The following is a 14382-nucleotide window of genomic DNA, read 5'->3' as shown; positions in this document are numbered from 1 at the left end:
TGAGTGAGGACTTCCGCCATGCCCGGCACCCGGCACGCCCTGACGTACGCCTGCGGCGCCGTGCTGGGGTACGCGGGCGACCTGCTCACCGGTGATCCGCGCAAGGGCCATCCGGTCGCCGCGTTCGGCCGCGTGGCCGGGGCGGTCGAACGCCGCCTGTGGCGCGACGAGAGGGGGCGCGGCGCGCTGCACACGCTTGCGTGCGCGGGCGGCGCCGTGGCGCTGGCCGCGGGCGCGCACCGGCTGACCCGCGACCGTGTCACCGCCTCCGTCGCGCTGACCGCCGCCGCGACTTGGGCGGTGCTGGGCGGCACGTCGCTGGGCCGGGAGGCGCGGGCGGTCGGTGCCGCGCTGGAGGCCGGTGACGTCGAGGCGGCCCGCGCGCGGCTCCCCCATCTGTGCGGGCGTGATCCGCAGGCGCTGGACGGCCCTGGGATCGCCCGAGCGGTGGTGGAGTCGGTGGCCGAGAACACCTCCGACGCGGTGGTGGGCGCGCTGGTGTGGGGTGCGGTGGGCGGGGTGCCAGGACTGGTCGGGTTCCGCGCCGCCAACACCCTTGACGCGATGGTCGGTCACCGCTCCCCGCGCTACCGGCGCTTCGGCTGGGCGTCGGCGCGGCTGGACGACGTGCTGGGCTTTCCGGGCGCGCGACTGACCGCGGCGCTGGCGGCGCTCGCGGGCGGCGACCCGCACGGCGCGCGACGGGCCGGGCGCGAGGACGCGCCGCGGCACCCGAGCCCGAACGCTGGTGTCGTCGAGGCGTCGTTCGCCGGGGCGTTGGGGGTGCGGCTCGGGGGGAGGCTGTCGTACGGCGGCCGGATCGAGGACCGCCCGGTGCTCAACGCGGCCGGGCGCGCGGTGGAGGTGGCGGACATCGAGCGGGCGGTACGGCTCTCGCGCCGGGTGGGCGCCCTGGCGCTCTCCGGCACGGTGGCCGCCCGGCTCGCCTGGTCGGCGGCGCGCCGCCGGAAGGGAGCGGCATGACCGGCGGCGGTACGAACGGGACCGGGAGGGCCGGCGCCGGCGGCGGGCTGCTCGTCGCGGGGACGACGTCGGACGCGGGCAAGAGCGTGGTGACGGCGGGCATCTGCCGCTGGCTGGCCCGCCGGGGCGTGAGCGTCGCGCCGTTCAAGGCGCAGAACATGTCGCTCAACTCCTACGTCACCCGCGAGGGCGCCGAGATCGGCCGGGCGCAGGCCATGCAGGCCCAGGCGGCCCGGGTCGAGCCCAGCGCGCTGATGAACCCGGTGCTGCTCAAGCCGGGCGGGGACAGCAGCAGCCAGGTGGTGCTGCTGGGCAAGCCGGTCGGCGAACTGAGCGCGCGCGGCTACCACGCGGGACGGCAGCGGGAGTTGCTGGGCACGGTCACCGACTGCCTGGCCGAGTTGCGGCGCACCCATGACGCGGTGATCTGCGAGGGCGCGGGCAGCCCGGCGGAGATCAACCTGCGCGCGACCGACATCGTCAACATGGGCCTGGCCAGGGCCGCGCGGCTGCCGGTGGTGGTGGTCGGCGACATCGACCGCGGCGGCGTCTTCGCCTCCTTCTTCGGCACCACCGCCCTGCTGAGCGCCGAGGACCAGGCGCTGGTCGCGGGCTACGTCGTCAACAAGTTCCGCGGCGACGTCTCGCTGCTGGAGCCGGGCCTGGCGATGCTCCGCGACGTCACGGGGCGCCAAACGCTCGGGGTGCTGCCGTACGCGCACGGCCTGGGCATCGACGAGGAGGACGGCCTGCGGATATCGCTGCGCGGCGCGGTGCGCGAGTCGGTGGTCGCGCCCCCGTACGGCGATCAGGTGCTGCGCGTCGCGGTGGCCGCGGTGCCGCTGATGTCCAACTTCACGGACGTGGACGCGCTGGCCGCCGAACCCGGCGTCGTGGTGCGGTTCGTGGACCGCCCCGAGGAGCTCGCCGACGCGGACCTGGTCGTGCTGCCGGGCACCCGCGGCACCGTGAAGGCGCTGCGCTGGCTGCGGGAACGCGGGCTGGCGGAGGCGATCGCGCGCCGCGCCGCCGAGGGCCGCCCGGTGCTGGGGGTCTGCGGCGGGTTCCAGGTGCTGGGCGAGACCATCGAGGACGAGGTGGAGTCGCGCGCGGGCACGGTGGAGGGCCTCGGCCTGCTGCCGGTGCGGGTCCGCTTCGCGCGGGACAAGACGCTGGCCCGGCCGTCCGGCAAGGCTCTGGGCGAGCCGGTCGAGGGCTACGAGATCCACCACGGCGTGGCCGAACTGCGCGGCGGCGGCGAGGAGTTCCTCGACGGGCTGCGGGTGGGCGCGGTGTGGGGCACGCACTGGCACGGGTCCCTGGAGAGCGACGGCTTCCGCAGGGCGTTCCTGCGGCGCGTCGCGGCCGACGCGGGCCGACGCTTCGTACCGGCCCCCGACACGCGGTTCGCGGCGCTGCGCGAGGAGCAGTTGGAGCGCCTGGCGGACCTGATCGAGCAGCACGCGGACACGTCGGCGCTGCTGCGGCTCATCGAGGACGGCGTGCCGGCGGGCCTGCCCTTCCTCCCGCCCGGAGCACCTCAGGTTGTGGGCAGTCGTTCCGCCGGGCGGAACGGGTGGGCAGCACAACCGGCCACGGCGCCGCACCCGACCCAGGAGCCCTCATGAGGAACTACCCCTTCACCGCCATCGTCGGCATGGACGACCTGCGTCTGGCACTGCTGCTGAACGCGGTCAGCCCGGCCGTGGGCGGTGTCCTGGTACGCGGCGAGAAGGGCACGGCCAAGTCCACCGCCGTGCGGGCGCTGGCGGCCCTGATGCCGGACGTCGACGTGGTCGAGGGCTGCCGCTTCAGCTGCGACCCCGCCGCCCCCGATCCGGCCTGCCCCGACGCCCCGCACGGGTCCGGGCGGGCGGTGGCCCGCCCGACCCGCATGGTCGAACTGCCGGTCGGCGCCTCGGAGGACCGTCTCGTCGGCGCGCTGGACATCGAACGGGCGCTGGCGGAGGGCGTGAAGGCGTTCGAGCCGGGCCTGCTGGCCGCCGCGCACCGCGGGGTTCTCTACGTGGACGAGGTCAACCTCCTCCACGACCACCTGGTCGACCTGCTGCTGGACGCCGCCGCGATGGGCGCCTCCTACGTCGAGCGCGAGGGCGTCTCGGTGCGGCACGCGGCGCGCTTTTTGCTGGTCGGCACGATGAACCCCGAAGAGGGCGAGCTGCGCCCGCAGTTGCTCGACCGCTTCGGCCTCACCGTCGAGGTGGCCGCCTCGCGGGAGACCGACGAGCGGGTCGAGGTGGTCCGCCGCAGGCTCGCCTACGACGAGGACCCCGCCGCGTTCGCCGCCCGCTGGGCGCACGAGGAGGAGGGCTTGCGTCAACGTGTCGTCGCGGCGCGCGAGTTGCTGCCCTCGGTGCGGCTCGGTGACGACGCCCTGCGGCAGATCGCTGCGACCTGCGCCGCGTTCGAGGTGGACGGCATGCGCGCCGACATCGTGATGGCCCGCACCGCCACCGCGCTGGCCGCCTGGGCGGGACGGGACGCGGTGACCGAGCAGGACGTGCGGCAGGCGGCGCTGCTGGCGCTGCCGCACCGGCGCCGCCGCAACCCGTTCGACGCGCCGGGTCTCGACGAGGACAAGCTCGACCGGACGCTGGAGGACTCGCGCGGCGACGCCCCCGGCTCCGGCGACGGCTCGCCCGGGGACCCGCAGGACGGTCCCGAGGACGACCCGGAGCCCGACGGGCCGGGCCCCGACGGGCCGGGCGGCGGAGGCGGCGGCCTGCCGCCGCAGGACGGGCCGGACGACGCCGCTCCCCCGCACGAGCCCTCCGGCCCCGGCGAGGACGACAGCCCCGCGCTGCCCCGGCAGTCGCAGGGCGCGGCGGGCGCGCCCGAGCAGTCCCCGGTGGCCGCGGGCGAGCCGTTCAGGGCGAAGGCGCTGACGGTGGACGGGCTGGGCGAGGGGGTCGCGGGGCGCCGCTCCCGGGCCCGTACCGACCACGGCCGCACCACCGGCGACCGCCGTCCGCGCGGCGCCCTGACCAAGCTGCACCTGGCCGCCACCGTGCGCGCCGCCGCGCCGCACCAGCGCTCCCGCGGCCGCAGCGGTCCCGGGCTCGTGGTGCGCCGGGACGACCTGCGGCAGGCGGTGCGCGAGGGGCGGGAGGGCAACCTCGTGCTGTTCGTGGTGGACGCCTCCGGCTCGATGGCGGCCCGGCGGCGGATGTCGGCGGTCAAGGGCGCGGTGCTGTCGCTGCTGCTCGACGCCTACCAGCGGCGGGACAAGGTGGGCCTGGTGACCTTCCGCGGCTCGGGCGCCGAGCTGGCGCTGCCGCCGACCTCGTCGGTGGAGGCGGGCGCCGCGCGGCTGGAGCGGCTGCCGACCGGTGGCCGCACGCCGCTTGCGGCCGGACTGCTCAAGGCCCGCGAGGTGCTGCGGGTGGAGCGGTTGCGCGATCCGTCACGCAGGCCGCTGCTGGTCGTGGTGACCGACGGCCGGGCCACCGGCGGTCCCGAACCGCTCGCGCTGGCCTCCCGTGCCGCGCGGCTGCTGGCGGCCGAGCAGGTCGCCTCGGTGGTGGTGGACTGCGAGAGCGGCCCGGTGCGGCTCGGTCTCGCCGCGTCGCTGGCGGGCGGGTTGGCCGGGACCGTGGTGACGCTGGACGAGCTTCGTGCGGACACCGTGTCCGGGCTCGTCCGCGACGTGAGGAGGGCAGCGTAGTGCCGCAGGGCAAGCCGAGTGTCGTACCGGACGATGGCCTGACGACCCGTCAGCGCCGCAACCGTCCGCTGACGATGGTGCACACGGGCCCCGGCAAGGGGAAGTCGACCGCCGCGTTCGGGATGGCGCTGCGCGCCTGGAACCAGGGCTGGCCGGTCGGGGTGTTCCAGTTCGTGAAGTCCGCCAAGTGGCGGGTCGGCGAGGAGCGGGCGCTGCGGGTGCTGGGCGAGTCCGGCGAGGGCGGCGCCGTCACCTGGCACAAGATGGGCGAGGGCTGGTCCTGGGTCCAGCGCGACCTGGACAGCAGCGAGGAGGCGGCCCGCGAGGGCTGGGAGCAGGTCAAGCGGGACCTGGCCGCCGAGACCTACCGCTTCTACGTGCTGGACGAGTTCGCCTACCCCCTGCACTGGGGCTGGGTGGACACCGACGAGGTGATCGCGGTGCTGCGTGAGCGCCCCGGCACCCAGCACGTCGTCATCACCGGCCGCAACGCGCCCGCCGCGCTGCTGGACGCGGCCGACCTGGTGACCGAGATGACCAAGGTCAAGCACCCGATGGACGCCGGCCAGAAGGGCCAGCGGGGCATCGAGTGGTGAACGCCGCCCCGCCCCACGAGGCCGCCCCGCCCCACGAGGCCGCCCCGCCCCAGGAGGCCGCCCGGTCCCGCGAGGCCGCCCCGCCGCGCCTGGTCGTCGCCGCGCCGTCCTCCGGCAGCGGCAAGACCACCGTCGCGACCGGCCTGATGGCCGCGTTCACCCGCGCCGGGCTGACCGTCTCGCCGCACAAGGTGGGCCCTGACTACATCGACCCCGGCTACCACGCGCTGGCCACCGGCCGCCCGGGCCGCAACCTCGACGCCTACCTGTGCGGTACGGAGCGGATCGCACCGCTGTTCCTGCACGGGGCGCGCGGCGCGGACCTGGCCGTGGTCGAGGGCGTGATGGGGATGTTCGACGGCGCGGCCGGGCGCGGCGAGCTGGCCTCGACCGCGCAGGTGGCGAAGTTGCTGCGGGCGCCGGTGGTGCTGGTGGTGGACGCCTCGTCGCAGTCGCGGTCGGTGGCGGCCCTGGTGCACGGCTTCGCCGCGTGGGACCCGCAGGTGCGGCTCGGCGGGGTGATCCTCAACAAGGTGGCCTCCGACCGCCACGAGGAGTTGCTGCGCGACGCGCTGGACGAGGCGGGCGTGCCGGTGCTCGGCGTGCTGCGCCGCGAGGGCCGACTGCACACCCCTGCACGGCACTTGGGGCTGGTCCCGGTGGCCGAGCGGCGCACGGACGCGGTGGAGGCGGTCGACACGCTGGCGGAACGGGTGCGGCGCGGTTGCGACCTGGACGCGCTGCTGGCGCTGGCGCGCGGCGCGGGCGAACTGTCGTGCGAGCCGTGGTCGCCGCGGGGGCCGATGGACGCCCACGAGGGTCCGGCCCCCGTGATCGCCGTGGCGGGCGGCCCCGCGTTCACCTTCGCGTACGCCGAGCACGCCGAACTGCTCACCGGGGCCGGGGCCGAGGTCGTCGCGTTCGACCCGCTGCGCGACGAGGCGCTGCCCCGGGGCACGGCGGGACTGGTCGTCGGGGGCGGCTTCCCCGAGGTGTACGCGCCGGAGCTGTCGGCGAACGCACCGCTGCGCGAGGCGGTGGTCCGGCTCGCCGCGTCGGGCGCGCCGGTGGCCGCCGAGTGCGCCGGACTGCTGTACCTGGCACGGGAGTTGGACGGCGCGCCGATGTGCGGTGTGCTGGACGCGACGGCGCGGATGGGCGAGCGGCTGACGCTGGGCTACCGGGAGGCCGTCGCACTGTCGGACAACGTGCTGGCCGCCGCCGGGACCCGGCTGCGCGGGCACGAGTTCCACCGCACGGTGACCGAGCCCGGCGCGGGCCCCGAGCCCGCGTGGGGGCTGACCGGCCCGCGGCGGCGCGTCGAGGGCTTCGTACGCGGCGGGGTCCACGCCTCGTACCTGCACGTCCACTGGGCCGCCGAGCCGTCGATCGCGGCGCGCCTGGTTGGGGCCGCCCGGGCGGTGCGCGATGGCGTCGCGCGCTGACCGCCCGCTCGTCGTCGGAGTGGGCGCCGCCCGTGGCGTGAGTGCCGACGAGGTGCACGCCCTCGTGCTGAGCGCCCTGGCGGAAGCGGGCGGCGCGCCGGACGCGGTGGCCGCGCTGGCGACGGTGGACGCCAAGGCCGGCGAGCCGGGGCTGCTCGGTGCGGCGGAACGCCTGGGCGTGCCGCTGCTGACGCACCCCGCCGGGACGCTGGCGGCGATCACCGTGCCGAACCCGTCGCAGGCGTCGCGCGAGGCGCTGGGCACCGCGAGCGTCGCGGAGGCCGCCGCGCTGGCGTCCGCGCCCGGCGGCGAACTCCTCGTCCCCAAGCGCAGGTCGGTCCCGCCCGGCCGCGCGTCGATGGCGACGGCCGCCGTGGCCCGCCGGACCACCACCACATCGAGGGACCGCATCGACACCATGGACACCCACGACCTGCGCCACCACGGCGACGCCGAAGTCCGCGACGACGGCGCGAAGCTGACCGACCTGGCCGTCAACGTCCGGGCGGACACGCCGCCTTCGTGGCTGCGTGAGCGCATAGCGGGCAGCATCGCCTCGCTCGCCGCCTACCCGGACGGCCGGGCGGCGCGCGAGGCGGTCGCGGCGCGGCACGGCAGGCCGCCCGGGCAGGTGCTGCTGACCTCCGGCGCGGCGGAGGCGTTCGTCCTGCTGGCCCGGGCCCTCTCGCCGCGCCACGCGGTCGTCGTGCACCCGCAGTTCACCGAGCCGGAGGCGGCGCTGCGCGACGCGGGCCACGCGGTGCACCGGGTGCTGCTGCGGGCGCAGGACGGCTTCCGGCTCGATACGGCGGCGGTGCCGGACGAGGCGGACTTCGTGGTGGTCGGCAACCCGACGAACCCGACCTCGGTGCTGCACCCGGCCGGTGCGCTGGCCCGGCTGGCGCGCCCGGGGCGGACGCTGGTGGTCGACGAGGCGTTCATGGACGCCGTGCCGGGCGAACGCGAGTCGCTGGCGTCGCGGCGCGACCTGCCGGGTCTGGTGGTGCTGCGCAGCCTGACCAAGACCTGGGGGCTGGCCGGGCTGCGGATCGGCTACGTGCTCGCTCAGGTGGAGACCGTGGCCGCGCTGGAGCGCGCCCAGCCGCTGTGGCCGGTCTCCACTCCGGCGCTGACCGCGGCGCAGGCCTGCTGCGAGCCCCGGGCGCTGGCCCAGGCGGAGGCGGCGGCGCACCGCATCGCCGCCGACCGGGCCCATCTGCTCATCCGGATCGCCGGGTTGAACGACACCGTCGAGGCGGCCGGCGCGGGCGGCGTACAGGTCGCGGGGCCCGCGGCGGGCCCGTTCGTCCTGCTGCGGGTGGCGGGCGCGCTCGCGGTGCGCGAGCGGCTGCGGGCGCTGGGGTTCGCGGTGCGCAGGGCCGACACCTTCCCGGGCCTGGGGCCGGACTGGCTGCGGGCGGCGGTGCGCGACCGGAACACCAGCGACCGCTTCGTCGCGGCGCTGGGCGAGGCGCTCGCCGTACGCACCGGCTGACCGGGTTCCTGGAGGCTCCGGCCGGCCGGGGCGCACGGCCCGGCCGCGGCGCGGGGGCGCGACGCGGCCGGGCGGCGGGCGGTGCCGGACGTGTCACCGCCCGCCGCGATCGAGGGGCGGGCCCGCGAGGGGCCGCCTGACGTCAGCCCTCCGTCGAGGACCTGCGGCGCCGGGCCACCAGGACACCGAGGCCGCCCGCCACGACCAGCGCGCCCGCGCCGCCCGCGAGATAGGGCAGGTCGGAGTCGGCACCGGTCTCGGCGAGGTTCTGGTTCTGGCCCGCCGCGCTGACCGTCTGGGTGTGGGTGCCCGAGCCGCCCGAGGAGCCGGAACCCGCGGTCGAGCCGCTGCCGCCGGTGGCGCCGGACGACGAGCCGCCGGAGGAACCGGTGGAGCCCGAGGAGCCGGTGGAGCCGGAGGTCGAACCGCCGCTCGTACCGGCACTGGCCCCGCTGGACGAACCGCCGCCGTTCGCACCGCCGTTGGACGCCCCACGGGTCGAACCGCCGCTCGCGCCGGCGGAGCCGCCGCCGGAGCTCCCGCCCGAGGCGCCGCCGGACGACGAGCCGCCTCCGCCGTTCGGGGTCTCGCAGGTCGCCTGGACGAGGGTGACATCACCCGTGATGCGGGCGACGCCCAGCTTCAGCGGGTCGATGTCGACCTTGAGGTCGAGCGCGGTGGCCGCCGCGGTGCGCGAGGTCGTCCTCTTCTGGGACAGGCTCAGGCGGACGTCGCCGACACCGGCCACCCGCACGTCGGTCGGGCCGCCGACGGTGATCCGGACCGGCTTGCCCAGCACGTCGACGGTGCCGACGAAGTCGGTCGACGCCTGCGGGTGCCGCCCGGCCACGCAGGTCGCGCGGGCGGTGGCGGCGTGCACGGTCACCAGCGACGGCAGCAGGCCGGGCAGGGACACCTTCGCGTTGACCAGGTTGACGTAGCCCTCCGCCTGGTGGGCGTCGGCGGTGGCGCGGGAGGTGGCGACGTCGGCGCGCAGCACGTCGAAGGAGCGACCGCCGTTCACGCCGCCGAGCCGGGCGCTCAGCGCGGTCTGCGAGGCGTCGGCGGGGGCGTGGACGTCGTTGAGCGAGACGTTCAGCGGCACGTCGGCCGTCCTGCCCAGCAGCGACACGTCCAGTCCGGCGCGCAGCACGACGGCGGTGGCCCGGCCGCCGTTCGCGCCGCCGTGGTGGTCGGGGGTGGCCGCCAGGGCACCCGGGGCCAGGGTGAGGGTGGTCGCCGCCAGGGCGACCGCGGCGCCGATCGCGGCTGCGGAACGGCGCGCGGGCATGCTGAGGACAGAGCTGTACAAGTGGAAAACCCCCACGGAGACAGGGGCCGCCGGTGCCGCTGCGGGGACAGCGCGTCAGCCGACGACCTTGGGACCCGGCAATATTTACGCACTGCTCGTGTCAGAACAGCTACCTGGCGCTACTTCACCCCAAAGGGTGGTTTCCGGCCTCGTTTTCGATTCTTTCGCCCCACAGATGCGCACACGCCTCCCTGACACCGTCAATTAGCGGTTGACGATAGAGGCTTTGACAACCTACGGTTGACGCATGAGCCAGCAGCCCGTACGACTCGACGACCTCATCGACCACGTCCTCAGCCGGCACCCGGACGGCGACGCGCTCCAGCACCTGTCCGACGCCATGGAGACCTCCGCCCACCTCGGCGAGGTCTCCGACCACCTCATAGGGCACTTCGTGGACCAGGCGCGCCGCGCGGGCGCCTCCTGGACCGAGATCGGCCAGTACATGGGGGTGAGCAAGCAGGCCGCGCAGAAGCGCTTCGTCCCCCGGGAGAGCGAGGTGGACGAGATCGACGACATCAGCGGCCCCGGCCGCGCTCCCGGCCTGTTCACCCGCTTCACCCAGCGTGCCCGGAACACGGTGAGCGAGGCGCGCGCCGAGGCCGAACGGCTCGGCCACGGCCACGTGGAGAACGGCCACCTCGTCCTCGGCCTGCTCGCCGAGCCCGAGGGCCTCGCGGCCCGCGCGATGGAGACGCTCGGCGCCCCCTCGGCCGAGGTGCGCGAGGCGGTCCTCGCCCAGCTCGGCCCGGGCAGCAAGCAGTCCGGCCGGCTGCGCTTCAGCCGCAGCGCGAAGAAGACCCTGGAACTGGCGCTGCGCGAGGCGCTCCACCTGGGCCACAACTACATCGGCACCGAACACCTGCTCCTCGGCCTGCTGCGCAACGACAAGGACCCGGCGGCCCGGACGCTGAACGGCTTCGGCATCACCCGGCAGCGCACCGAGGAGTGGACCCGCGAGGCCCTGGCGGGGTACACGAAGGCGCTCCGCGACGTGAAGTGACGTTGCGTCCCGCCGGACGCCACCGCCCGGTGCCGTCCGCGCGGACGCCGCCGCGCTAGCCGACCACCCGCCCCCGCAGCACGATCGCGCGGGGCGCGGCGAGGACCCGGATGTCGGCGCGCGGATCGGTGTCGTGGACGACGAAGTCGGCGGGGTCGCCTTCCTCCAGCAGCGGGCGGCCCAGCCAGCGGCGCGCGCCCCAGGTCGCGGCCGACAGCGCGTCCGGGGCGGGGATGCCCGCCGCCACCAGCTCCGCCACCTCGTCGGCGACCAGGCCGTGCGGCAGGGAACCTCCCGCGTCGGTGCCGGTGAAGACGGGGATGCCCGCGTCGTACGCGGCCCGCACGGTCTCGTAACGCCGGGCGTGCAGCCGCCGCATGTGCGCCGACCAGGCGGGGAACTTCGCCTCGCCGCCCGCCGCGAGGTCGGGGAAGGTCGCGATGTTGACCAGGGTCGGCACGATGGCGACGCCGCGCTCCGCGAACAGCGGGATGGTCTCCTCGGTCAGGCCGGTCGCGTGCTCGACGCAGTCGATGCCCGCCTCCACCAGGTCGGCCAGCGAGTCCTCCGCGAAGCAGTGCGCGGTGACCCGGGCGCCCTCCTCGTGCGCGGCGGCGATCGCCTCGTCGATCGCCCAGCGCGGCCAGCAGGGGGTCAGGTCGCCTGCCTGGCGGTCGATCCAGTCGCCGACCAGCTTGACCCAGCCGTCGCCCCGCCGGGCCTCGCGGCGCACGTAGGCGGCCAGGTCGCCGGGCTCGATCTCGTGGGCGTAGTTGCGGATGTAGCGGCGGGTCCTGGCGATGTGGCGGCCCGCCCTGATGATCCGCGGCAGGTCCTCGCGCTCGTCGATCCAGCGGGTGTCGGCGGGCGATCCGGCGTCGCGCAGCAGCAGCGCGCCCGCCGAGCGGTCGGCCAGCGCCTGCTTCTCGCTGGTCGCCTCGTCGACCGCGCCGTGGGCGTCGAGGCCGACGTGGCAGTGGGCGTCCACCAGGCCCGGCAGCGCCCACCCGGTCAGGGCCGGCGCGTCGGCGGCCGACGCGGGACGCTCGTACGTCACCCGCCCGTCGACCACCCACAACCCGTCGCGTACGTCGTCGGGTCCGGCCAGGACCCTCCCGTTGAAGCGCAGCACCGAGACATCCGTCATGGACGTGACTCTACGAGGGGCGGCGATCCGCCCTGCCTGCCCCCTGCACGGGCGCGCAAACCCGGGAAAGCCAATTGAAAGATAAACGCGTTACGCTTGCACTCACATTCTCCACAGAATTACCGGGACAGCATTCGCCCGCCCTCTTCTGCCCAGCCGACCCGGCCTTAAACGCAAAGTCTTCCGAACCTCCCCGAACGGTCTCGCGAGGCGAGTCAGGGAGATCTCAGATCCGTTACGAAGGTGTGACCGAGTCCACACCTAGTCCGTTTTGCACCGGTTCTATCCAGGCAAAACGCCATAAGTTGCGCATCCGGACTTCCTGCGCACGCGCGCGATAACACATCTTCAGCTTCAGCGGAACCCCCTCCGGCGATGCATCAGGCATTCGATATCGGTAAATTCAATTGCCATGACCGCCGCACAAGCCGCGAATTCACGACGATCGACCGATTGCCGTCTGGACACCCCTACGGTGGACGACGGAGCCGCCCTGTGGCGTATAGCCCGTGACTCCAAGGCCCTCGACCTGAACTCCTCGTACAGCTACCTGCTGTGGTGCCGGGACTTCGCCCGCACCTCGGTCGTGGCCCGCGCGGACGACGGCACCCCGGTGGGCTTCGTCACCGGGTACGTGCGCCCCGAGCGGCCCGAGACGCTGGTCGTCTGGCAGGTGGCGGTGGACGACGCCTACCGCGGCCGCGGGCTGGCCGCCTCGATGCTCGACGAGCTGACCGAACGGGTGACCGCCCAGGGCATACGCCACGTCGAGACCACGATCACTCCGGACAACGACGCCTCCAACCGGCTGTTCACCTCGTACGGGGAACGGCACGGGGCCACCGTGGAGCGCGAGGTGCTCTTCCACGGCGTGCAGTTCCCCGACGGACACGACCCCGAGGTGCTGTACCGCATCGGCCCGCTCGGCTGACGCGAACCGCCGCCGACGATCCGCTCTCCCCCCACCTCTCCCGACAAGGAGCCCCACGGTGACCATCACCCCGCCCGAACTGAGCGTCTTCGAGTCCCTGGAGTCCGAGGTCCGCAGCTACTGCCGCGGCTGGCCCGCCGTGTTCGACCGCGCGCAGGGCAGCTGGATGCACGACGAGGACGGCCACGCCTACCTCGACTTCTTCGCCGGTGCCGGAGCACTCAACTACGGCCACAACAACCCGGTGCTCAAACGGGCGCTCCTGGACTACCTGGAACGCGACGGCGTGGTGCACGGCCTGGACATGTCGACCACGGCCAAACGCGCCTTCCTCAGCACCTTCCAGGACGTCGTGCTGCGCCCGCGCGACCTGGACTACAAGGTGATGTTCCCCGGCCCGACCGGCACCAACGCGGTGGAGGCCGCCCTCAAGCTGGCCCGCAAGGTCAAGGGCCGCGAGGCGATCGTGTCCTTCACCAACGCCTTCCACGGCATGTCGCTCGGCTCGCTCGCCGTCACCGGCAACGCCTTCAAGCGGGCCGGCGCCGGCATCCCGCTGGTGCACGGCACTCCGATGCCCTTCGACCACTACCTCGACGGCCAGGTCCCGGACTTCCTGTGGTTCGAGCGCCTGCTGGAGGACTCCGGCTCCGGGCTCAACCAGCCCGCCGCCGTGATCGTGGAGACCATCCAGGGCGAGGGCGGCATCAACGTCGCGCGTCCCGAATGGCTGCGCGGGCTGGCCGAGTTGTGCAAGCGCCGCGACATGCTGCTGATCGTCGACGACATCCAGATGGGCTGCGGGCGCACCGGACCGTTCTTCTCCTTCGAGGAGGCGGGCATCTCCCCGGACATCGTCACGCTCTCGAAGTCCATCGGCGGCTACGGGATGCCGATGTCGCTGACGCTGTTCAAGCCGGAGCTGGACGTGTGGGAGCCCGGCGAGCACAACGGCACCTTCCGCGGCCACAACCCGTCCTTCGTCACCGCGACCGCCGCCCTGGACACCTACTGGGCGGACGGGCAGATGGAGAAGCAGACGCTCTCGCGCGGCGACCAGGTCGAGTCCGCGCTGCGCGACATCGCGCGCGAACACCAGGACACCGGGCTGGACTTCCGCGGGCGCGGACTGGTGTGGGGCCTGGAGTTCGCCGACAAGTCCCGCGCCTCGCGGGTGTGCGCCCGCGCCTTCGAACTCGGCCTGCTCATCGAGACCTCGGGCCCGGAGAGCGAGGTCGTCAAGCTGCTGCCCGCCCTGACCATCTCCCCCGAGGAGCTGGACGAGGGCCTGCGCACCCTGGCCCGCGCCGTCCGCGAGACCGCCTGACCCCCGCGCCGCTGTCCGCAGCCGCGCTCACGCATCACAGAAAGGCACCACCCACGTGATCGTCCGATCGCTGAACGACATCGAGGGCACCGACCGGCACATCAAGGCCGCGTCGGGGACCTGGGAGAGCAAGCGCATCGTGCTGGCCAAGGAAGGCGTCGGCTTCTCCCTCCACGAGACCGTGATGTACGCGGGCACGGAGACGTCGATGTGGTACGCCAACCACATCGAGGCCGTCCTGTGCGTCGAGGGCGAGGCCGAGCTGACCGACGAGGAGACCGGCGAGACCCACTGGATCTCCCCGGGCACGATGTACCTGCTCAACGGCCACGAGCGGCACACCATGCGACCCAAGACCGACTTCCGCTGCGTGTGCGTGTTCAACCCCCCGGTCACCGGACGGGAGGAGCACGACGAGAACGGCGTCTATCCGCTGCTGACCGAGGAGGCCTGACAG

12 protein-coding genes are annotated in these 14382 nt (G+C 74.6%); 10 read left to right on the top strand and 2 right to left on the bottom strand.

Annotated elements, in window-relative coordinates; translation table 11 throughout:
• Positions 1–18: 18 nt before the first annotated feature.
• The 6 genes from CK485_RS15700 to cobC all read left to right on the top strand — a co-directional run bounded on the left by CK485_RS15700 (position 19) and on the right by cobC (position 8205).
• Entirely contained in the window at positions 19–984 is a 966-nt protein-coding gene (locus CK485_RS15700; RefSeq protein ID WP_109451059.1) for a cobalamin biosynthesis protein, read from the top strand.
• Positions 981–2612, top strand: a complete 1632-nt coding sequence (locus CK485_RS15695) for a cobyric acid synthase (protein ID WP_109451055.1) — start codon at positions 981–983, stop codon at positions 2610–2612. The genes CK485_RS15700 and CK485_RS15695 overlap by 4 nt, the downstream gene beginning before the upstream one ends.
• Entirely contained in the window at positions 2609–4669 is a 2061-nt protein-coding gene (locus tag CK485_RS15690; RefSeq protein ID WP_109451051.1) for a putative cobaltochelatase, read from the top strand. Before CK485_RS15695 ends, CK485_RS15690 begins: the two co-directional genes overlap by 4 nt.
• Entirely contained in the window at positions 4669–5265 is a 597-nt protein-coding gene (gene cobO / locus CK485_RS15685; RefSeq protein ID WP_109451049.1) for a cob(I)yrinic acid a,c-diamide adenosyltransferase, read from the top strand. The genes CK485_RS15690 and cobO overlap by 1 nt, the downstream gene beginning before the upstream one ends.
• A gap of 89 nt (positions 5266–5354) precedes the next feature.
• Positions 5355–6710, top strand: a complete 1356-nt coding sequence (locus CK485_RS15680) for a cobyrinate a,c-diamide synthase (protein WP_109453066.1) — start codon at positions 5355–5357, stop codon at positions 6708–6710.
• Positions 6694–8205: an Rv2231c family pyridoxal phosphate-dependent protein CobC gene (gene cobC, locus CK485_RS15675; RefSeq protein WP_109451047.1), complete on the top strand. Its 1512-nt coding sequence runs from the start codon at positions 6694–6696 to the stop codon at positions 8203–8205. Before CK485_RS15680 ends, cobC begins: the two co-directional genes overlap by 17 nt.
• Before the next feature lie 142 nt (positions 8206–8347).
• Here the strand turns inward: cobC and CK485_RS15670 are convergent, their stop codons facing one another.
• The gene (locus tag CK485_RS15670) at positions 8348–9496 is read right to left on the bottom strand and encodes an SCO1860 family LAETG-anchored protein (RefSeq protein ID WP_109451044.1); all 1149 of its coding nucleotides are present in this window, start codon (positions 9494–9496) and stop codon (positions 8348–8350) included.
• 268 nt (positions 9497–9764) lie between these two features.
• Between CK485_RS15670 and CK485_RS15665 the strand changes: the two genes are divergently transcribed.
• Positions 9765–10520 carry a Clp protease N-terminal domain-containing protein gene (locus CK485_RS15665; protein WP_109451040.1) on the top strand — a complete coding sequence of 252 codons (756 nt, stop codon included), beginning with the start codon at positions 9765–9767 and terminating at the stop codon, positions 10518–10520.
• 55 nt (positions 10521–10575) lie between these two features.
• Here CK485_RS15665 and CK485_RS15660 read toward each other — a convergent pair whose 3' ends face one another.
• Positions 10576–11667 (bottom strand): amidohydrolase family protein, encoded by a 1092-nt coding sequence (locus CK485_RS15660; protein ID WP_109451037.1) that lies wholly within the window; start codon positions 11665–11667, stop codon positions 10576–10578.
• Between the two features lie 412 nt (positions 11668–12079).
• Here CK485_RS15660 and ectA point away from each other — a divergent pair, with 412 nt between their 5' ends.
• The 3 genes from ectA to CK485_RS15645 are packed head-to-tail and all read left to right on the top strand — an operon-like array spanning position 12080 to position 14379.
• Positions 12080–12598, top strand: coding sequence for a diaminobutyrate acetyltransferase (gene ectA, locus CK485_RS15655; protein WP_109451034.1), 519 nt, complete (start codon positions 12080–12082; stop codon positions 12596–12598).
• A gap of 58 nt (positions 12599–12656) precedes the next feature.
• Positions 12657–13925 carry a diaminobutyrate--2-oxoglutarate transaminase gene (gene ectB / locus CK485_RS15650; protein ID WP_109451032.1) on the top strand — a complete coding sequence of 423 codons (1269 nt, stop codon included), beginning with the start codon at positions 12657–12659 and terminating at the stop codon, positions 13923–13925.
• 55 nt (positions 13926–13980) lie between these two features.
• A complete protein-coding gene (locus CK485_RS15645; RefSeq protein ID WP_109451030.1) occupies positions 13981–14379 on the top strand; it encodes an ectoine synthase in 399 nt (132 codons plus the stop codon).
• Positions 14380–14382 lie beyond the last annotated feature (3 nt).

This window comes from Streptomyces sp. ICBB 8177, from assembly GCF_003144095.1.
Classification (GTDB): domain Bacteria; phylum Actinomycetota; class Actinomycetes; order Streptomycetales; family Streptomycetaceae; genus Streptantibioticus_D.
This window is presented reverse-complemented; position numbering and strand designations above follow the sequence as displayed.